This window comes from Methylophaga marina (assembly GCF_030296755.1).
Taxonomy (GTDB): Bacteria; Pseudomonadota; Gammaproteobacteria; order Nitrosococcales; family Methylophagaceae; genus Methylophaga; species Methylophaga marina.
Genome location: NZ_AP027741.1, coordinates 2,839,587 through 2,857,590 on the forward strand (window position 1 = coordinate 2,839,587; position 18,004 = coordinate 2,857,590).

Below are 18,004 nucleotides of genomic sequence, written 5' to 3' on the forward strand. Positions count from 1 at the left end.
GTCGAGTTTATGTCATTAGCTGAAACACAATTAACGCTACGCTTGTCTCCACAGGAGATTTACAGGCTAGATAACTTCTTGTTTGCCAAGCAAGAAACCAAACATGCCTTGCAGACGTTTTGTCAGCTAGAAGAGCTGGATTTCTTATACCTGGCAGGTGAAAGTGGTACGGGAAAAACGCATCTGTTGATTGCTTGTGCTGAGTCCGTTCAGCAAATGGGAAAAAGGGTGATATATCTGTCCCTATCTGAGCTGGTGAAGACGGCAGAGCCTGCTGCCTTGCAGGCTATTGAGCAGGCTGATCTACTCTGCTTGGATGATGTTGATGCTATCGCTGGTTTGCCTGAGTGGGAAGAGGCGGTTTTCCATTGTTTTAATCGATTACATGATGCGAAAGGGCATTTGTTAGTGTCTGCACAACAGACGCCAGCGAATAGTTCAATTGACTTACCGGATTTGCGCTCGAGATTAGCGACAGGGCTTGTGTATCAACTGGTAATGATGACAGATGAACAAAAACAGCAAGCGCTTATTTTACAGGCGCAATCTCGTGGGTTAATGCTGACAACGGATGTTGCCCAATATTTACTCCGTCATTATGGGCGTGATATGCCCGCTCTTATGGCGGTTTTACAAGAGTTAGATAAAGCATCATTACAAGCAAAACGGAAGCTGACTATTCCATTTATTCGACAAGTTTTGGCGAATGGCTAGGCAAACACTGACGTTAATTCTTACTGAATTCTCGGCCATTGTCGCCAATCCAATAAATCAATCTCTTTTACCTCAGTCGTTAAGAAAACTGATAAAAAGAGGCCAATTTATCGCGTCTGAAGATAAATTGATGCAGCTCTTAATAGCATTGTTTTCAAAAGAAACAATGCGTTGTGATGACTTTCCAATGGCCAGCTTAAGAGGTGGAACAGCGTTCAGTCTCTGTGTGGATCCATGTTATTTGCAAGCTGATAGAGATCAGCTGTTATTATTTCATCGAGGCTTAACGCTTAAGCCAGCTGAAGCTGAGCAACTTATTGATACTATTGCCTATCTCTTTGATGATTTAGGTGGTTCTCTGACTATGCATTCCCCCAATCAATGGTTACTGATGATGCCTATCAAGCCAGATGTTGAATTTATGGGTCTTGATAGGGTGGATCATCATGCGGTGGCTGAGTTTTTACCTCGGGGTGCTGATGCTGGGTTATGGATCCGTTTATGGAATGAGATTCAGATGGCGCTATTTGATTGTCCGGTGAATCAAACCAGAGAAGCTGAAGGCAAAGTGCCGATCAATAGTGTCTGGTTCTGGGGGAAGGGTGCCATGCCTACTGAATGGCAGGCTTGGTCACATGTGTCTGGTCAGGATGAAATACTGGCGTCTTTAAGTGACCATAGTGGTTCGACATGGCGAGATGATATTCATGGTTTTTCTGATATTCAGGCAAATCAGGCGCTTCATCTCGTGAACTTTGATTCAGATAAAGATTGGGCTTCGCAATTGGAAGCACTTGATAAAAATTGGTTTACACCTATCTATAAAGCATTGAAACGTTTTCAACTCGATAGCATCAATATTATTATTCCGGGCTGGGGACATTACCAGTTAACCGCTGCATCTGTCTGGAAAATCTGGTTATGAGTGTATTGCCTGACATTGTTGCGCGGTCTCATGATGGCTGGGAAAAGCTCCCTGAAACATGGCCAGACAGTTTGCGAAAAATCATGGCCGCACGCGGGATTACTGATGTGAAGCAGTTATATTTTGAACTGGCTGACTTACCTAGGCCAGAACAACTGCTTGGTATGCAGGCGGCGGTTGAATTATTAGCAACGGCGTTAAAAGAACAATGGAAAGTCACGATTGTGGCTGACTTTGATAGTGACGGTGCCACTAGCTGTGCTTTGGCGATACGTGGTTTACAGTCAATGGGGTTGAAACAGATTCATTATATCGTCCCTAATCGCTTTATCCATGGTTACGGGCTGACGCCGGCTTTACTTGATGATATTCCAGCGCTGGAACAGCCTGACTTACTTGTCACTGTCGATAATGGCATCGCATCCATATCAGGGGTAAAAGCGGCGCATCAACGTGGCATGAGAGTGTTGGTGACTGATCATCATCTTGCCGGTGAGACATTACCGGAAGCCGATGCCATTGTGAATCCTAATCAAGCAGATGATCCATTCCCTTATAAAAACCTGGCTGGTGTGGGTGTCTGTTTCTATGTGTTACTAGGACTAAGGCAGCATTTACGAACAATAGGCTGGTTTGAACAGGCGTCTGTGCCTGAACCCAAAGTGGGGGATTGGCTCGATCTTGTCGCCTTGGGGACAGTTGCGGATGTGGTCCCACTGGATAAATTAAATCGCACCTTGGTCAATCATGGATTGCAGCGGATTCGGCGGGGGAGAGCCTGTACCGGAATACAAGCACTGATTCAAATCGCCGGTCGTGAAAGAGAAAAACTGGTCTCTTCAGATTTAGGATTTAGTATAGCGCCCAGATTGAACGCGGCTGGACGTATGGAAGATATGGGCCTCGGCATTAATTTATTGCTGACAGAGGATGTTCAGCAGGCACTGAATATCGCCACACAGCTGGACAGTATTAATCTGGAAAGGCGCGCTGTTGAGCAAACAATGCAAGTAGATGCATTGAAGATGCTGGAACAGATTGATATTGAAGAAAATACCTTAAGGACCGGCTATTGCTTATTTGATGAAGACTGGCATCAAGGCGTGATTGGTCTTTTAGCCTCTCGCATTAAAGAAAAAACCTATCGTCCGGTGATTGCTTTCGCGCCTGGGAATGACGATGAAGTCAAAGGATCGGCCCGTTCTATTCCTGGCATACATATTCGAGATGTCCTAGCTCGTGTAGCAGCCAAACATCCTGAACTGTTAGAGCGCTTTGGTGGGCATGCCATGGCAGCAGGTTTAACAATAAAGAAAGGGGATTTAGCCCAGTTTAATCAGGCTTTTGAATCTGCACTCAATGAAATGGTGTCATCCGAGACATATTTGCAGCAGTTACCTTCAGATGGTGAACTAAGTGAAGCAGACTGCCAATTATCTTTTGCTGAGCTATTAACAGAAGCCGCACCATGGGGACAGGGATTCGAAGAACCCAGATTTCATGGCGTGTTTAAAGTAAGTCATTTTCGTCTGGTAGGGCAGCAGCAGAACCATCTAAGATTGCAACTTGAGATGAATGGGAACAGGCAAATCAATGCCATGGCATTTGGTCAGGATAAACCGAGCTGGTTAGCTGAAAACAGTTTAGTATTAGTCCGTTATAAAATAGCTGTGAATGAATTTCGAGGCCAAAAATCCTTGCAGTTCCTGGTTGATGAATTAATGCCAGCGAATACAGATACACATAACTGACCATCAGTCATATTAGGTAGATAAGCCATGCCCACTCATCAAATTGCTGTGTTTAGTGCCAAGTCATACGATGAACGCTTTTTATTAAAAGCGACTGTGCCTACGATTGAGTTTATCTGTCATGAAGTCACACTCAACCCATCAACCGCGGTGATGGCACAAGGTTATGAGATTGTCAGTGCCTTTGTGAATGATGATTTAAGCCGGGAAACCCTTCATATCTTAGCGGCAGGTGGCACACGACTGATTGCTTTGCGCTGTGCTGGTTATAATCAGGTCGATCTCAGAGCTGCTAAAGAATTAGGGTTGAGTGTGGTCAACGTTCCTGCCTACTCACCTTATGCAGTTGCTGAACATACTATTGCACTGATGCTGTCATTGAGCCGGAAAATTCCTCGTGCCTATAATCGTGTGCGTGATGGTAATTTCTCTCTGGATGGTTTACTTGGCTTTGATTTTTACCAGAAAAAAGTTGGGATCGTTGGCGGTGGCAAAATTGGTTTATTAGTCGCAGAGAGGATGCAGGCATTTGGTTGTGAGGTGATGGTTTATGAACCTATTAATTCGCAACACTGTATTAAACAAGGCTTCCAAACGTCCGATTTAACCACACTTGTGAAACAATCAGATATTATCAGCCTGCATTGTCCGTTAACCAGTGACACTCGTTACATGATTAATCATGACAGCATTGCCAATATGAAAGCGGGTGTCATGTTAATTAACACCAGTCGCGGTGCGTTAATGGATACCCGGGCTGTGTTAGATGGGCTGAAATCTCAACAAATTGGCTATCTTGGTATTGATGTGTATGAACAAGAAGGTAGTTTGTTTTTTGAAGACCATTCACTGGATATTATTCAAGATGACTTGTTTCAACGCTTGTTAACCTTTCCAAACGTGTTAGTGACGGGTCATCAAGGCTATTTCACACAGGAAGCCGTTCAACATATTGCCGAAACGACAGTGACGAATGTGTTGGCTTATCTCAATGGTGAACGTTTACAAAATAGAGTAGGCGTGTGACGGCAGTAACAACACTATTCGAGCGCATCGAAACGACGATGCCTGATTTTAAGGCGCGTCCACAACAGGTACAAATGAGCGAGTTTATTGCTCAGGCCATGTTAAAACCACCACAGAAGCGCATTGCTGTCGTCGAGGCACCGACTGGCGTGGGGAAAACACTGGCTTATCTGACCGGCACGATTCAAACCGCATTGTTACAGAAGAAAATGCTGGTGATTAGTACGGCGACAGTTAACTTACAACAACAGCTTATTCAAAAGGATTTACCGCGCTTCTCTGCCGCGCTGGAAGAACCTATACGCTTTGTTCAGGTAAAAGGGCGTCGTCGTTACGTCTGTCCGAGTAAATTAAGTCAAACCGCTACGACTCCTGAACAACAATCCCTCAATATCCATGTAGATGAAAAGTATCAGCAGGTGCTTCATCTCGCCCAGGCGAAACAGTTGATGAGCGAGTGGGAGCAGGAAAGCTGGGATGGCGATCGAGATAGCCGTCGCGATAAAATTGATGCAGAACTGTGGCAGCAGATATCGACAGACTCAGAAGGCTGTGCCGGAAAAAGCTGTTCCTTTTATATGCGGTGTCCCTACTATAAATTACGTCGTGAAATGACGGCTGCTCAGGTTATCGTGGCAAACCATGATTTAATTTTAAGCGATGCCGATCTGGGGGCGGACTGGTATTGCCAAATCCGGAAGAAATCCTGTTTGTATTTGATGAAGCCCATAACTTGCCACGAAAAGCGTTGGATCATGCCGCCAAAGCATTAAATTTTATTCAGCTTTATCAAACTACTGAAACAGCAGACAGTGTGCTGAAAAAATTCCATCCGCTTTAGCTTATCGACAACATGATTTTGGTTATATGCTGTCAGAATTACGACGGGACTTACCGGCAGTCATCAGCCATCTGCAACAGATTGAGACGATTTTGCACAGTGATGGCGTCGTGCAGGATTTATTAGAAAAGCATATCAGTGAGCCGCGTATTTTCTGGAATAGTCCCTTGGTGAATGCCTTATTAATCCCGTGTCAGGGGGTATTGCAGCGAGCCAATTCCATATACAAACATTACTCGGTATTAGCAAAATGGATCAAAGAGGGACTGGAAAAAACACAATTATCCAATAAAGTGGGTGAGGCCTTATTGCCACAAGTGGGCACCGTCCAGAATATATTCGGTTACCTGATTGATTTTATGGCTTTATTTCTCGAGCCAGATCAGGAGGACCGCCCGCCTAATGTGCGTTGGCTTTCGGTGGAATCGTTTTCTAAGCAGCAAACCTTGGTCATCCATGCTGGCCCGATGACCGCTGCCTACTTTCTTGATCGAAGTTTATGGTCACGTTCCTATGGTGTGGTGCTGACCTCGGCGACTTTACGGGGTATGGGCTTGTTCCACCGTTTTAGACTTGACTGCGGTTTGCATCGCTTTGATGAACAGCATTTTCTCGCCGTGCCATCGCCGTTCAACTATCAAAAACAAGCGATCCTGCATATTCCTGATATGCGCTTTCAGCCAAATGAACAACAGCAGCAATGGCAACAGGAAGTCGTTACAAAACTGACCGATATTATTGATACAAAAGAGGCAACTCTGGTGCTGTTTACCTCAAAACTGGTCATGGAGGCGGTATACAGACAATGTCCAGCAGCAATTACAGCCATAACTATGGTGCAGGGCGATAGTTTGTCACCTAAAAATATGGTGCATCGGCATATTCGTCAGATCGAATCAGGGAAAGGCAGTATTATTTTTGGTTTGGATCGGTTTGCAGAAGGCGTGGATCTCCCCGGTCATCTATGCACGCATGTGATCATCACTAAACTGCCATTTCCGGTATTTACCAGACCTATAGAACAGGCGAAACAAGAGTGGATAATCCGTAAAGGGGGCCAGCCTTTCACTGCGCTGTCATTGCCAGCCGTGAGCGTAAAACTCATTCAGGCATGTGGCAGGTTACTGAGAAAGGAAACCGATTCGGGAAGAATTACTATTCTTGATAAACGTTTATTAACAAAAGGTTATGGTAAAAAACTGCTGGCACATCTACCCGATTATCAACTTGAACAGTCTTAATTGCTAATCCTTCAGGTCATATCTTCCCGTAGAGCAGGAAGCGCTTCCTAAATCAAAAGGATTTTCTGTCATGGCGAATGGGAGGTTCTGCTGCATCTATTTCATTCTCATTATTCTATTCTATTTCCTAAGCTAGATAGTCCTAGAACAACTGAATTTTATTTAACCTGAGGAAGGAATCTGAAATGAAAAAAACAACTCTTGCTGCTTTAACTGCATTGAGCCTTGTCGTAGCGCCTGCATTTGCTGATATTGAAAGCAGAACATTTTCTGAGCAATTACAGTTACAAAAAACACAGTTACGCCCACATGCTTTCAACTTTTTCTCTGACCGTTACATGCAAGTGCAAGCAAAAAAACAGCCTGTTGTTTTAAGTTTCAAAGAGCAGTTGGATAGCCAAAAATCACTGCTGCGCAAGCAACAGTTCAACCCTGTCAGTGATGCTTATTTACAGACGCACGCTCGTCAATCATAAGCACGTTTCAGATTGAAATAAAAAACCCGGCGAAAGCCGGGTTTTTTTATGCCTTATTCAGTACGGCTGGTGACTTCTAATAAGTGATAACCAAACTGTGTTTTTACAGGGCCTTGTACAGTTTTGACTGGAGCAGAAAAAACCACTTTATCAAACTCAGGCACCATCATTCCGGGACCAAATTCCCCTAAGTCTCCACCTGAACGACCAGAAGGGCATGAAGAGTGTTCTTTAGCAATATCAGCAAAATCGGCACCTTGTTCGATTTCACGTTTAAGTTCTAAACAGATTTCTTCACTATCAACCAGGATATGTCTTGCTGTTGCTTTTGCCATGTTATCTCTCTAATTTTTGATAAAAGCCGCATTATATCAGTTTAGGCAAATTTACGGAGGCGACTCAGTAAGGCTTGAGCTGTGACTTCTGATGATTGTGGGTTTTGTCCAGTGATTAATAAACCATCCTCACAGCAGAACGGAGCCCAGTCATCAGCTTTATGGTAGTAGCCACCAGCGTCTTTTAATTCATCCTCAAGTAAAAATGGAACAACATCGGAAAGGCCCACAGCATCTTCTTCTGAATTTGAAAACCCAGTGACTGACAGGTTTTTAACCAATGGTTCTTCGGTGAGTGTTTTTACATTGAGTAACACGGCTGGTGCATGGCAGACTGCGGCCACTGGTTTATCTTGAAAGATGAATTGCTGAATGAGTTCAATCGATTTCTCAGAGACAGTCAGATCCCATAAAGGACCATGGCCTCCTGGATAAAACACCGCATCATAATCATCTGCCTGAACACTCTCTAAGACCAGAGTATTGGCAAGTGCTGCTTGAGCTTCTTTATCTTGCTTGAAGCGTGTTGTTGATTCTGTTTGTGCGTCTGGATCGTCACTTTTGGGATCCAGTGGGGGCTGGCCACCCTTTGGGCTGGCCAGCGTGATGTCAACGCCAGCATCTTTGAATACATAATACGGAGAGGCAAACTCCTCTAACCAGAAACCGGTTTTTTTACCTGTATCACCTAAGGTATCGTGAGATGTCAAAATCATTAAAATTCGCATGTGTCTCCCTTTTTGTATGTTGTCTTATGGGGCTGTATTGACCACTAACATTTGTGTGGCGCCTTTTTGAAACTGGTAGTCGACTGTCTGTTGTTTTACCTCGTGCCCTTGTCGACTTAATTCTTTTACTATTAAGCCTAGATGAGGTGAGGGTGTATTGTCCAACCCAACAAGAGGGTAGACTCTGACTTGGCTCGCAACTCGACAAAGTTCATGCATCGAATCGAGATGAAATTGAGCATCGAAATGTTCACTATATAAAAACAAAAAATGTGAGCATAGCGCCAAGTCGAACTGCTTATTTGCAAAAGGTAATTCTGGTAGTTGAGCAGAAATGTAAAAGGGAGATGATGCCGGCATGGCATAGTCATCTAAAAACAGTTGCATCGATCGCATTCTCTGCTGATACAAGGCCTCGGGATTAGCGAAAGCTGTCCAGAAAAAATCATCTTGATGTGCTTTTACCTGACCGATAACTTCCTCTGCCACCACATTAATACGTGTTTTAATCTCCTCAGCAGTAAACTGATATAGGGGATCCACAGACGTGACCTTTGCCCCTTGTTTTCTTGCTTCAGTATTAAAACTGGCTGGTCCATCAGCACACGCCAATATAGACGATTGCAACTCACTTTCGCGAAGTAGAAACATGTCTTGATATTCCTGCAGACTTCGTCCCCAGGGCACGGTCGTATTCAGTTGCATATAAGATTGTAAGTATAGGTAGTGATTCTCAAGTAGCGTAATGACCACTATGAAGAATTATTTAATAATAAATGGTTATTCAGTAATGACTAAGGTGATATCTTCAAAATCGATTTCATCACCTGGGATAATTTTTCTGCGCTTGCGTGTTTCTAATTCACCATTCACAGAAACGAGGCCTTGTTCTATGAATAGCTTGGCCTCAGCACCACTGGCTGCAATACCTTCAAACTTAAGCACTTTATATAACTCTACGGGTGAGCTGGTCAGCTCCACTTCGATTGTCTGGGACATAGTCGCTTCTCTCAAAAAATACCCATCATAAAGGGTATCTATGACAGGGTGATAACGATTTGTGAGGTCAACACCACTAATTTATCTCGTACTGTGAATTAAGTCGCGCACTATTAACTCAGATACTTATATATTGGCTGAGTTAACACGGAGTGTTTGCGAATGAAATTACTGGTAAATCTAATACAAATTTTGGTGATTGGCGTGATCATTTATCCCATCTTTTATATATGGGAGACGGAGCATATTGATAATTTCTGCCGTGAAATCAAACCAGGCATGACAGATGTAAGACTGATGGAAGTTGCTGATGAATATCATCTCAAGCTGAGCGGTTTGGAAGAAGGATATGTAGAAAAAGGGCATTGGTTGGCCGAAGTTAGAGCCAAGTCGACCTTTTCTGATTACCGTTGTGCGATTAGCGGTATAGCCAATAAAGTCGCTAATGCCAGAATCATCGATGAAGAATAGACACCTTATCAAAGAGATAAGGTGTCTATTAGTCTTTTATGCACCAACGTAATTAATCAGAATACCCGCAGCCACGGCTGAGCCGATGACACCGGCAACGTTCGGTCCCATCGCGTGCATTAACAAAAAGTTATGCGGATCAGATTCCAAGCCAAGCTTATTCGATACACGAGCTGCCATAGGTACAGCAGAAACACCCGCCGAACCAATCAGTGGGTTGATAGGTTCTTTAATCAGCTTGTTTAACACTTTAGCCATGATGACACCTGATGCCGTACCAATAGCAAATGCGCCCATACCCAGAACCAAAATCCCTAGAGTTTGTAAATCCAGGAATTTATCAGCACTTAATTTTGAGCCTACAGCTAATCCTAAAAAGATGGTGACTGTATTAATCAGCGAGTTTTGAGTCGTATTACTTAAACGATCCACTACCGCACATTCTTTCATTAAGTTACCAAAACAGAACATACCGAGTAATGGCGCTGCATCGGGTAGTAAAAAGGCGACAAGAATCAGTAATAACAATGGGAAGACGATTTTCTCACGTTGTGAAACGTGACGCTGTTGTACCATTTTTATTTTGCGCTCTGATTCGCTAGTCAGCGCACGCATGATAGGAGGTTGAATTAATGGCACTAATGCCATGTATGAATATGACGCTACAGCAATAGCACCCAATAAGTCTGGGGCAAGCTTACTCGCCACATAAATAGATGTTGGTCCATCTGCACCACCGATAATACCAATCGCTGCTGCGTCAGCCAGACTAAAGTCAAAAATACCATAATGAGCTAAAACAACAGCGCCCATCAATGTCGCAAAAATACCAAACTGAGCGGCAGCTCCAAGAAACAGCGTTTTGGGGTTGGCAAGCAATGGACCAAAGTCCGTCATGGCACCGACACCCATAAATATAATGAGTGGGAAGGCACCACTTTCAATACCGACACTGTAGAAAATATGCAAAATACCATTGGCTTCTGCCAAACCAGCACCTGGAATATTGGCTAACACACCACCAAAACCGATAGGTACCAGCAATAACGGCTCGAAGTTTTTCTTGATGGCCAAATACAGCAGCAACATACCAATAAGAATCATGACACCTTGGCCTGGTGTCATTTGGTTAAAACCTGTTACTTGCCAGAGATGAAGTAGTTTATCCATGATATCCCCCAATTAAGCGATAGTGGCCAGCTGATCACCGACTTTGACGGAATCACCTTGTTTAACAAAAATGGACGATACCGTCCCGGACTTGGAAGCCACAATTTGTGTTTCCATTTTCATCGCTTCGAGAATTAACAGGGTGTCACCTTCGTTGACTTGTTGACCTACGCTGACTTCGATTTTCCAGATATTGCCTGACAGCGGCGCTTCAACGGGGTCACCTTCGCCTGCTGGCGTGCTCTGAGTCGGTGCAGGTGATGAGGATTCAACATGACTGATATCACCTCCTTCATTCACCTGAACGACGTAACTTTGACCATTGACTTTAATGGTATAAGTTTCATGTTCCTGACTTGCAGAACGGTTGGCTGATGGTGTGTTATCGATAACAGGAACAGGTTCAAATGCGTCTGGGTTGTGACGGTTTTTAAGAAATTTAAGACCAATTTGTGGAAACAGGGCATACGTTAAAACATCATCGACTTGGTGTTCGCCTTCTGCCAGGTCAATTTGTTCTTCATCGGCGACAGCAAGGAGTTCGGTGGTGAGTTTTTCCATCTCTGCTTCAATGAGATCAGCAGGACGACAACTGATAGGCTCGGCGCCTTCCAGAACGCGATCTTGCAGCTCTTTATTGAATGCCGCTGGCGCTGCACCATATTCACCTTTCAAAATGCCGGCGGTTTCTGCTGCAATGGTCTTGTAGCGTTCGCCAGTCAGCACATTGATAACGGCCTGTGTACCGACAATTTGTGAGGTAGGCGTGACTAGAGGAATAAAGCCTAAGTCTTCACGAACACGTGGAATTTCTTTTAAAACTGCATCCATTTTATCTAACGCATTTTGCTCACGCAGCTGACTTTCCATATTCGTCAGCATACCGCCAGGCACCTGTGCAACCAAAATACGTGAATCTACACCACGTAATGAACCTTCGAACTGGGCGTATTTTTTCTCACATCACGGAAGTAGGCGGCGACTTCTTCAAGGAGTTCGATATTAAGACCCGTATCGCGATCCGTATCCTCAAAAATGGACACCACAGATTCTGTTGCCGAGTGACCGTAGGTCATCGACATCGATGAAATAGCCGAATCAACATTATCGATACCGGCTTCCACACACTTCATAATTGTGGCGGTTGATAAGCCAGTAGTGGCGTGAGACTGCATATGAATTGGGATATCAATCGTTTGCTTAAGGCTTTGAACTAATTCATAAGCCACATAAGGCTTAAGCAAACCAGCCATATCTTTAATACATAAAGAGTGGGCACCCATGTCTTCAATACGTTTAGCCATGTCTAACCACAAATTTAGATCATGAACCGGACTGATGGTGTAAGCGATAGTGCCTTGAGCATGACGGTCATTTTCCAGCACAGCTTTGATGGCTGTTTCCAGGTTACGCGGATCGTTCATCGCATCAAACACGCGGAAGACGTCAACGCCATTGATCGCCGCTCTTTCGACAAACTTTTTAACGACATCATCTGCATAGTGACGATAGCCTAATAAATTCTGACCACGTAGCAGCATTTGCTGACGAGTATTAGGCATGGCTTCTTTCAGTGAACGAATACGATGCCAAGGATCTTCACCAAGATAACGAATGCAGGCATCAAAAGTGGCACCACCCCAGCTTTCTACTGACCAGAAGCCTATTTGGTCAAGCTTATCAGCGATGGGTAACATATCATCGAGTCTAAGACGTGTTGCAAAGAGTGATTGGTGTGCATCACGTAAAACGACATCTGTGATGCCTAGAGGTTTTTTTACTTCGGTCATATTCATGGCCTTTTAATTGGTTCGAAATAGCCTAAATCTGGGGTTATTTGTGGCGTGAACGAAATTTGTGTACTGCCGCTGAGAGCACAGTAATAAGGTTTTTGTCATCATTAGCATGTTGGGATTGATTCATCGCCGGACTGATGACGGCCGTAGGTGAAGAAATACCTTCTTCTGGTAAGACACCTACATTTTTTTCGTAACTGGTGATAATGCGTGACATGATGGTGGTGGCAAACACCAGCAACGTCAGAAATATAAAGACGAAGCTCATGCCGATAAGCATCAGGTTTAAACCTTCTGTCATTAAGTTTGATGTTGTCATTATTATGGTCTCTCTCCATTGGTTTTCTTAGGTCATTAAATCAATGACTTACAAAAAAGCAGCCGGCAATTATACCATTGTTGAACCTCGAACGAATCACTGAGCCGGAACTCCTTATTTTTAAAAGAGTAATAGTAAAAAATACGGTTCTGTTGTAACCGTAATCGATTCAGAATGCGTATGATATTTTCCTATCTGACAAAACCCTGCCAAACTAACTGTAAACGATAGCAAGCTACAAAAGGACACGTATGACACCTGATGAGTCTGACTTCTGGTTTTTGCCACTGGGAGGAACCGGCGAAATAGGCATGAACCTGAATCTTTATGGCCATGATGGCCGTTGGTTAATGGTGGACTGTGGGGTGACGTTTGAGGCAAAAACAGATATTGACGGTGAACCAGTAGAAGGTGCTCAAGCCCATGTGCAGATGGCTGATCCACAATTTATTGTCGATCGAAAAGAACAACTGGATGGTCTGGTCATCACCCATGCTCATGAAGACCACATCGGTGCTGTTCCTTATTTGTGGGAACGGTTTCGTTGTCCTATCTACACCACAGCTTATACGGCAGAAATTCTGCGCAGAAAACTGGCTGAAGCCGGGTTAATCAAAAAAGTGAAAGTCCATGTGGTTGAGGCACATGCATCAAGACAAATAGGCGTCTTTAATGTGCAGTGGATCCAGCTAACACATTCCATTCCTGATCCGTTTGCTTTATTGATCACCACCCCTGTTGGTAAAGCGTTTCATACCGCTGACTGGAAGCTTGATTCCGCACCGGTGGTGGGCGAACCCTATAAAGAAGAAGATTATGCGCGGCTGGGTGAGCTGGGCGTTGATGTGATGGTGTGTGATTCGACCAATGCCAATGTACCTGGTTGGTCAACATCTGAAGCAACGTTGTACAAAGGCCTGAAACATCATGTAGAACAGGCAAAAGGGCGGGTTGTAGTCACCTGCTTTGGCAGCAATATTGCCCGTTTACGAACGGTAGCAGATATTGCTAAAGAAACGGGAAGACACCTCGGCTTATTAGGTCGCTCGCTATTAAACACGTATTCAGCAGCCAAACGTGTGGGTCTATGGAATGGCATTGAAACCTTTGTCGACCCGCATCATTTAGGTTTTCTGCCGCGCGATACTGTTCTATTAGTTGCAACGGGAAGTCAGGGAGAACCCAGAACAGCGCTAAACCGACTCAGTCAGAACAGTTTCCGTGATATTGAACTAGAAGCTGGGGATACGGTTATTTTCAGTTCCAAAGTGATTCCTGGTAATGAATTACCGATTGAAGCATTAATTGAACGGCTCAAAGGCATGCAGGTGGACGTGATTACGGTGGATAACAGCCGACTGGAAATTCATGCTTCTGGTCATCCGGCGATGGAAGAGTTGAAAGCCATGTATCGCTGGGTTAAACCCGCTTGTGCTATTCCTGTTCATGGTGAGTTTCAACACCTTAGAGCCAATGCCAGACTGGCAAAGTCAGTGGGGGTGCCCGAACAGCTTGAAGGGAAAAATGGTGATTTATACTACATAGCACCTGTCAAAGGAATACGACGTGGGGCTGTGAAAACTGGCCGCTTGGGTCTTGTTCAGGATAAACTGAAAAAATTGTTTTAAAAATGTGCTGAAAAAGGATTGAAAGTTTTTGAAATGATAGAAGAAATCAGACGGTTTATCCGTCACCCCAGTAGTGTGCCTATTCAGGTTAAGCGAGGCGAAGAGAAAAAACAGGTACCTTTGAAAGATGTCAGCAAGGGAGGTCTATGTTTTCGTTCACAAGTGACGCTTGCTACAGGCAATGTCGTTGAAGTAAATATTCTCACCTCAAAACCCACCTTTACTGCAAAAGGCATAGTGAGTTGGTGTAAACTGGAAGGAGATGAGTATCTGGTGGGTATTTCATTTCAGAATAAAGCCGTCCGATATGCTCTCAGGATGGTCGAACAAATTTGTTATATAGAAGATTATAAAAAGCGCATCAAAGCTAAAACAGGACGTCAACTGACAAGTGACGAGGCAGCACAGGAATGGATCCAAAAATATGCGGCGGATTTTCCACCTTTAGCTGATTAAATGCTGCTAGGCTTTTGCTTCAAACCTTTGTGCTCTACGGTCTGAAGAAACGCGGCGTTCTATGAAGGGTTTTTGATTACGTTTTCTACGGTCATAACGTTGGCGACGATCTGCATCGTTGGTCAGTTTCGCTTCCTGTGCAGCAGGGCGAGCAGGTTCGACCTGTGATGGCGGGCTAATGGTGATCATCGCATTGTGATAAAGCTTAGGTATTTCGTTCATTGTCTTTGAAAAGTCAATTTATATACATAACTATCGGAATACTTTGAAGAAGCTTTAGATATTATTTGCCATCAGAAAAATGCATATTGAATTGTCCATCGCTAATTCGCTGTTTATTCTCAACAGGGTATTGGTAAAGGTAAGCCCAAGCCGTCGATATTTTGAGAGTGCTATTTATGGTTTGAACCGTGACCTGCTGACGTTGATACTCATGTGGTTCAGGAAAAGCAGAAGAACATTCTTCATAATCATCGAGCTGATTCAGTAGCCAGCCAGTTGAAGACAACTTATATAAATCACCGTATACGATGTCGTGTTCATTATTAGATAAAATGGCACCAGGATAATAGTCAATGAGATAGAGTTGTGCTTGCAGAGTGGCACGACAGATGAACTCGCTGTGTTCTGCAAGTAACTTTGCCATGGGATGATGTGTATCTTTCATCAATGTGCCGTATACGAATAACAGTTCACTTTGTTCGGTCATTACTTTAAAAATACTCTTTATTTATATGAAAAATATAACAAATAGGTGTTAAGTTGAGCAGTAAGTTAAAGGTCGGTCTTGCTTTGGGTAGCGGCGCTGCACGTGGTTGGGCGCACATCGGTATTATCAAGCAACTGGACAAACTTGGCATCACTCCAGACATTGTAACGGGTACGTCAATAGGTGCTTTGGTTGGGGCTGCTTATGTCGCTAACAATCTCGGCAAACTGAATGACTGGGTGTTGCAATTGGATAAATTAAAAACGGCTCAATACTTTGCCATTAACCGGTCTCTGCAAGGTTTTGTAAACAAAAACCGTCTGCGTACATTTCTTAATGAATATGTGGTGGAACAGGAGCTTGAGATAGAGAATATGCAGAGCCGTTTTGCTACTGTTGCAACAGATTTGTATAGTGGCCGCGAAATATGGAATACACGTGGCAATATGATGGATGCAGTATGGTCTTCCATGTCTTTACCTGGCTTGTTTCCGGCAATAAAGCATAATAATCGATGGTTGATTGATGGAGGGCTCGTTAATCCTGTGCCGGTGTCTTTATGCCGAGCCATGGGCGCGGATGTGGTGATTGCTGTGAACCTCAATAGCGGCATTGTGGGCAAACACTTCAGAACAGATATTGATGATGTAGAGCCATCAATAGCATCAGAACCACCGAAAAGTTGGAGTGGAAAAGTCAGTCATATGGTGACGGACTACACCAATAATTTGTTTCCCAAACGTCGTGAACAAAAAGAAGAGGCGCCCGCTTTATTAGATGCCATTGCCGCATCGATTAATATTACACAGGACAGAATTACCCGCAGCCGAATGGCCGGTGATCCACCCGAAATTATTTTAAATCCTCGCCTTTCTCATATCGGTATTCTGGAGTTTTATCGTGCAGATGAAGCCATCAAAGAAGGGATCGCCTGTGTTAAGCGTCAGCAAACCGAGCTAAGTTATTATCTCTCGATGGATAAGTAATTACAGACTCGGACTATCCCAGTCTTTTAGCCGGCTAAAATATTCTTGTAAAAATTCAATCAGAATCCTGACGCGGTGTGATAAAAAGCGTGTCTGTGGATAGATGGCATAAATACCAATATCTTTCTGAACCAGAGCCTTATCGAGAACGGTTATCAATTTGCCCGATTTGAGCGCAGAAAATGCAATAAAATCAGGGCTCAAAATTAACCCTTTTCCATCTATACAGACATCCCGTAGATATTCGCCATTATTTGAAGACAGCACTGTAGGCAAGTTAACAGACATCACCTCACCTTGATGGTCCAGTAATGACCAACTGCTACTGACATGTGAATATTGCAGCTTTACGTGCCCGTACAACAAGTCTTCAGTTTGTTCAGGTAAGCCATTTTGAGTAAAGTAATCAGGACTGCCGCAGATATAAAGGCGGGTAGAGGCCAGTTTACGGGCGATCATACTTGAGTCAGTAAGATTAGATATACGTATGGCCAAATCTAAACCTTCAGCGACTAAGTCCTGATGTCTGTCACTAAAATCAATATCAAAAATGATGTCTGGATGCATTTGATTAAACTCGCGTAAAGCCGGGCTCAAGTGCAGCAAACCAAAGCTAATGGGGGCAGACAATCTGATACGACCAGATAATGAGGTTTGCTCACTACCTAACGCATTTTCAACCTCATAAATATCATCGAGAATACGGACACAGTGTTGGTAATAACTTCGACCGGCATCAGTGAGCGTTTGTTTACGTGTTGTTCTTTTCAGCAAGCTGATACCCAGTCGTCTTTCTAAATCGGTTAACCGTTTGCTGATAGCCGACTTCACCGTATTCATTTGCTCAGCGGCTTTCGTAATACTGCCAGCTTCCACTACCCGCACAAAACACTGCATTTCTTCTAACTGACTCATCTCTATTGTTCTCTATCTGGTAACAATGAGTTCATTTATACACTGTTTTATAAAAATATGGAAACGATAAACTTTGAACCATCTTTACAACACAACAATAAGGAAAATCACATGAATGCAGTCACAGGATTAGCAACAGTGACAGGTCGGTTTTTGTTAAGTCTGATGTTTATTTCAGCGGGTATAGGAAAACTCGGTGCAGGTTATGAAGCGACTCAAGGTTATATGAGCATGATGGGCGTCCCTACATCAATGCTACCAGTGGTGATTGCCACTGAAATTCTCGGTGGCTTGGCTATCTTAGTTGGTTTTAAAACACGAATTGCTGCGTTTTTGCTAGCAGGTTTCACGCTGATAGCGGCAGCTATTTTCCATAATAATTTTGCTGATCAAATGCAGAGTATTTTGTTTATGAAAGATTTAGCCATTGCCGGTGGTTTGTTGTTACTGGTAGCCAATGGTGCGGGCAGTTTAGCGGTTGACAATATCAAGTAATGCAAAGAAAACAGGAGAGTAGA

Annotated in this window: 21 protein-coding genes and 1 pseudogene; 12 read left to right on the top strand and 10 right to left on the bottom strand. The window is 43.7% G+C overall.

Annotated elements, in window-relative coordinates:
• Positions 1-9 precede the first annotated feature (9 nt).
• From hda to QUE24_RS14405, 7 genes are all read left to right on the top strand, one after another.
• Positions 10-714: a DnaA regulatory inactivator Hda gene (hda, locus tag QUE24_RS14375; RefSeq protein ID WP_286304475.1), complete on the top strand. Its 705-nt coding sequence runs from the start codon at positions 10-12 to the stop codon at positions 712-714.
• The gene (locus QUE24_RS14380) at positions 707-1,639 is read left to right on the top strand and encodes a hypothetical protein (RefSeq protein WP_286304476.1); all 933 of its coding nucleotides are present in this window, start codon (positions 707-709) and stop codon (positions 1,637-1,639) included. The genes hda and QUE24_RS14380 overlap by 8 nt, the downstream gene beginning before the upstream one ends.
• Positions 1,636-3,390 carry a single-stranded-DNA-specific exonuclease RecJ gene (recJ, locus tag QUE24_RS14385; RefSeq protein ID WP_286304477.1) on the top strand — a complete coding sequence of 585 codons (1,755 nt, stop codon included), beginning with the start codon at positions 1,636-1,638 and terminating at the stop codon, positions 3,388-3,390. The genes QUE24_RS14380 and recJ overlap by 4 nt, the downstream gene beginning before the upstream one ends.
• Positions 3,391-3,417: 27 nt before the next feature.
• On the top strand, positions 3,418-4,416 hold the full coding sequence (locus tag QUE24_RS14390) for a 2-hydroxyacid dehydrogenase (RefSeq protein WP_286304478.1): 999 nt from the start codon (positions 3,418-3,420) through the stop codon (positions 4,414-4,416).
• The gene (locus QUE24_RS14395) at positions 4,413-5,189 is read left to right on the top strand and encodes a DEAD/DEAH box helicase (protein WP_286304479.1); all 777 of its coding nucleotides are present in this window, start codon (positions 4,413-4,415) and stop codon (positions 5,187-5,189) included. Before QUE24_RS14390 ends, QUE24_RS14395 begins: the two co-directional genes overlap by 4 nt.
• A 94-nt stretch (positions 5,190-5,283) precedes the next feature.
• Positions 5,284-6,498, top strand: a complete 1,215-nt coding sequence (locus QUE24_RS14400; RefSeq protein ID WP_286304480.1) for a helicase C-terminal domain-containing protein — start codon at positions 5,284-5,286, stop codon at positions 6,496-6,498.
• A gap of 185 nt (positions 6,499-6,683) precedes the next feature.
• Positions 6,684-6,974 (top strand): hypothetical protein, encoded by a 291-nt coding sequence (locus QUE24_RS14405; RefSeq protein ID WP_286304481.1) that lies wholly within the window; start codon positions 6,684-6,686, stop codon positions 6,972-6,974.
• A 53-nt stretch (positions 6,975-7,027) separates the two neighbouring features.
• On the opposite strand, the gene QUE24_RS14410 is transcribed toward QUE24_RS14405, so the two are convergent.
• The 4 genes from QUE24_RS14410 to QUE24_RS14425 form a co-directional block, all read right to left on the bottom strand.
• Entirely contained in the window at positions 7,028-7,309 is a 282-nt protein-coding gene (locus tag QUE24_RS14410) for a peptidylprolyl isomerase (RefSeq protein ID WP_286304482.1), read from the bottom strand.
• Between the two features lie 41 nt (positions 7,310-7,350).
• Positions 7,351-8,037, bottom strand: a complete 687-nt coding sequence (locus QUE24_RS14415) for a type 1 glutamine amidotransferase domain-containing protein (protein ID WP_286304483.1) — start codon at positions 8,035-8,037, stop codon at positions 7,351-7,353.
• A 24-nt stretch (positions 8,038-8,061) separates the two neighbouring features.
• Positions 8,062-8,742 carry a class I SAM-dependent methyltransferase gene (locus QUE24_RS14420; protein ID WP_286304484.1) on the bottom strand — a complete coding sequence of 227 codons (681 nt, stop codon included), beginning with the start codon at positions 8,740-8,742 and terminating at the stop codon, positions 8,062-8,064.
• A gap of 75 nt (positions 8,743-8,817) precedes the next feature.
• On the bottom strand, positions 8,818-9,036 hold the full coding sequence (locus QUE24_RS14425; protein ID WP_286304485.1) for an RNA-binding S4 domain-containing protein: 219 nt from the start codon (positions 9,034-9,036) through the stop codon (positions 8,818-8,820).
• Positions 9,037-9,198: 162 nt separating this feature from the next.
• Here QUE24_RS14425 and QUE24_RS14430 point away from each other — a divergent pair, with 162 nt between their 5' ends.
• Entirely contained in the window at positions 9,199-9,507 is a 309-nt protein-coding gene (locus tag QUE24_RS14430) for a hypothetical protein (RefSeq protein WP_286304486.1), read from the top strand.
• 36 nt (positions 9,508-9,543) lie between these two features.
• Here the strand turns inward: QUE24_RS14430 and QUE24_RS14435 are convergent, their stop codons facing one another.
• The 3 genes and pseudogenes from QUE24_RS14435 to QUE24_RS14445 form a co-directional block, all read right to left on the bottom strand.
• On the bottom strand, positions 9,544-10,677 hold the full coding sequence (locus QUE24_RS14435; RefSeq protein WP_286304487.1) for a sodium ion-translocating decarboxylase subunit beta: 1,134 nt from the start codon (positions 10,675-10,677) through the stop codon (positions 9,544-9,546).
• 12 nt (positions 10,678-10,689) lie between these two features.
• A pseudogene (oadA, locus tag QUE24_RS14440) lies at positions 10,690-12,467 on the bottom strand (sodium-extruding oxaloacetate decarboxylase subunit alpha).
• A 43-nt stretch (positions 12,468-12,510) separates the two neighbouring features.
• Positions 12,511-12,792, bottom strand: a complete 282-nt coding sequence (locus QUE24_RS14445) for an OadG family protein (RefSeq protein ID WP_286304488.1) — start codon at positions 12,790-12,792, stop codon at positions 12,511-12,513.
• A gap of 251 nt (positions 12,793-13,043) precedes the next feature.
• Here QUE24_RS14445 and QUE24_RS14450 point away from each other — a divergent pair, with 251 nt between their 5' ends.
• On the top strand, positions 13,044-14,420 hold the full coding sequence (locus tag QUE24_RS14450) for a ribonuclease J (protein ID WP_286304489.1): 1,377 nt from the start codon (positions 13,044-13,046) through the stop codon (positions 14,418-14,420).
• 33 nt (positions 14,421-14,453) lie between these two features.
• The gene (locus tag QUE24_RS14455; protein WP_286304490.1) at positions 14,454-14,876 is read left to right on the top strand and encodes a PilZ domain-containing protein; all 423 of its coding nucleotides are present in this window, start codon (positions 14,454-14,456) and stop codon (positions 14,874-14,876) included.
• Between the two features lie 6 nt (positions 14,877-14,882).
• Here the strand turns inward: QUE24_RS14455 and QUE24_RS14460 are convergent, their stop codons facing one another.
• Both QUE24_RS14460 and QUE24_RS14465 read right to left on the bottom strand, forming a co-directional pair.
• Entirely contained in the window at positions 14,883-15,098 is a 216-nt protein-coding gene (locus QUE24_RS14460) for a hypothetical protein (protein WP_284212909.1), read from the bottom strand.
• A gap of 61 nt (positions 15,099-15,159) precedes the next feature.
• Positions 15,160-15,585, bottom strand: a complete 426-nt coding sequence (locus tag QUE24_RS14465; protein ID WP_286304491.1) for a gamma-glutamylcyclotransferase family protein — start codon at positions 15,583-15,585, stop codon at positions 15,160-15,162.
• 53 nt (positions 15,586-15,638) lie between these two features.
• Here QUE24_RS14465 and QUE24_RS14470 point away from each other — a divergent pair, with 53 nt between their 5' ends.
• Positions 15,639-16,571 (top strand): patatin-like phospholipase family protein, encoded by a 933-nt coding sequence (locus QUE24_RS14470; RefSeq protein WP_286304492.1) that lies wholly within the window; start codon positions 15,639-15,641, stop codon positions 16,569-16,571.
• Here QUE24_RS14470 and QUE24_RS14475 read toward each other — a convergent pair whose 3' ends face one another.
• Entirely contained in the window at positions 16,572-17,486 is a 915-nt protein-coding gene (locus tag QUE24_RS14475) for a LysR family transcriptional regulator (RefSeq protein ID WP_286304493.1), read from the bottom strand.
• A gap of 111 nt (positions 17,487-17,597) precedes the next feature.
• Here QUE24_RS14475 and QUE24_RS14480 point away from each other — a divergent pair, with 111 nt between their 5' ends.
• Positions 17,598-17,981, top strand: a complete 384-nt coding sequence (locus QUE24_RS14480) for a DoxX family protein (RefSeq protein WP_286304494.1) — start codon at positions 17,598-17,600, stop codon at positions 17,979-17,981.
• Positions 17,982-18,004 lie beyond the last annotated feature (23 nt).

Coding starts and splice junctions, on each gene's coding strand:
- hda (WP_286304475.1), top strand. CDS start 10: ATGTCATTAGCTGAAACACAATTAACGCTACGCTTGTCTCCACAGGAG.
- QUE24_RS14380 (WP_286304476.1), top strand. CDS start 707: ATGGCTAGGCAAACACTGACGTTAATTCTTACTGAATTCTCGGCCATT.
- recJ (WP_286304477.1), top strand. CDS start 1,636: ATGAGTGTATTGCCTGACATTGTTGCGCGGTCTCATGATGGCTGGGAA.
- QUE24_RS14390 (WP_286304478.1), top strand. CDS start 3,418: ATGCCCACTCATCAAATTGCTGTGTTTAGTGCCAAGTCATACGATGAA.
- QUE24_RS14400 (WP_286304480.1), top strand. CDS start 5,284: ATGCTGTCAGAATTACGACGGGACTTACCGGCAGTCATCAGCCATCTG.
- QUE24_RS14405 (WP_286304481.1), top strand. CDS start 6,684: ATGAAAAAAACAACTCTTGCTGCTTTAACTGCATTGAGCCTTGTCGTA.
- QUE24_RS14410 (WP_286304482.1), bottom strand. CDS start 7,309: ATGGCAAAAGCAACAGCAAGACATATCCTGGTTGATAGTGAAGAAATC.
- QUE24_RS14415 (WP_286304483.1), bottom strand. CDS start 8,037: ATGCGAATTTTAATGATTTTGACATCTCACGATACCTTAGGTGATACA.
- QUE24_RS14420 (WP_286304484.1), bottom strand. CDS start 8,742: ATGCAACTGAATACGACCGTGCCCTGGGGACGAAGTCTGCAGGAATAT.
- QUE24_RS14425 (WP_286304485.1), bottom strand. CDS start 9,036: ATGTCCCAGACAATCGAAGTGGAGCTGACCAGCTCACCCGTAGAGTTA.
- QUE24_RS14430 (WP_286304486.1), top strand. CDS start 9,199: ATGAAATTACTGGTAAATCTAATACAAATTTTGGTGATTGGCGTGATC.
- QUE24_RS14435 (WP_286304487.1), bottom strand. CDS start 10,677: ATGGATAAACTACTTCATCTCTGGCAAGTAACAGGTTTTAACCAAATG.
- QUE24_RS14445 (WP_286304488.1), bottom strand. CDS start 12,792: ATGACAACATCAAACTTAATGACAGAAGGTTTAAACCTGATGCTTATC.
- QUE24_RS14450 (WP_286304489.1), top strand. CDS start 13,044: ATGACACCTGATGAGTCTGACTTCTGGTTTTTGCCACTGGGAGGAACC.
- QUE24_RS14455 (WP_286304490.1), top strand. CDS start 14,454: ATGATAGAAGAAATCAGACGGTTTATCCGTCACCCCAGTAGTGTGCCT.
- QUE24_RS14460 (WP_284212909.1), bottom strand. CDS start 15,098: ATGAACGAAATACCTAAGCTTTATCACAATGCGATGATCACCATTAGC.
- QUE24_RS14465 (WP_286304491.1), bottom strand. CDS start 15,585: ATGACCGAACAAAGTGAACTGTTATTCGTATACGGCACATTGATGAAA.
- QUE24_RS14475 (WP_286304493.1), bottom strand. CDS start 17,486: ATGAGTCAGTTAGAAGAAATGCAGTGTTTTGTGCGGGTAGTGGAAGCT.
- QUE24_RS14480 (WP_286304494.1), top strand. CDS start 17,598: ATGAATGCAGTCACAGGATTAGCAACAGTGACAGGTCGGTTTTTGTTA.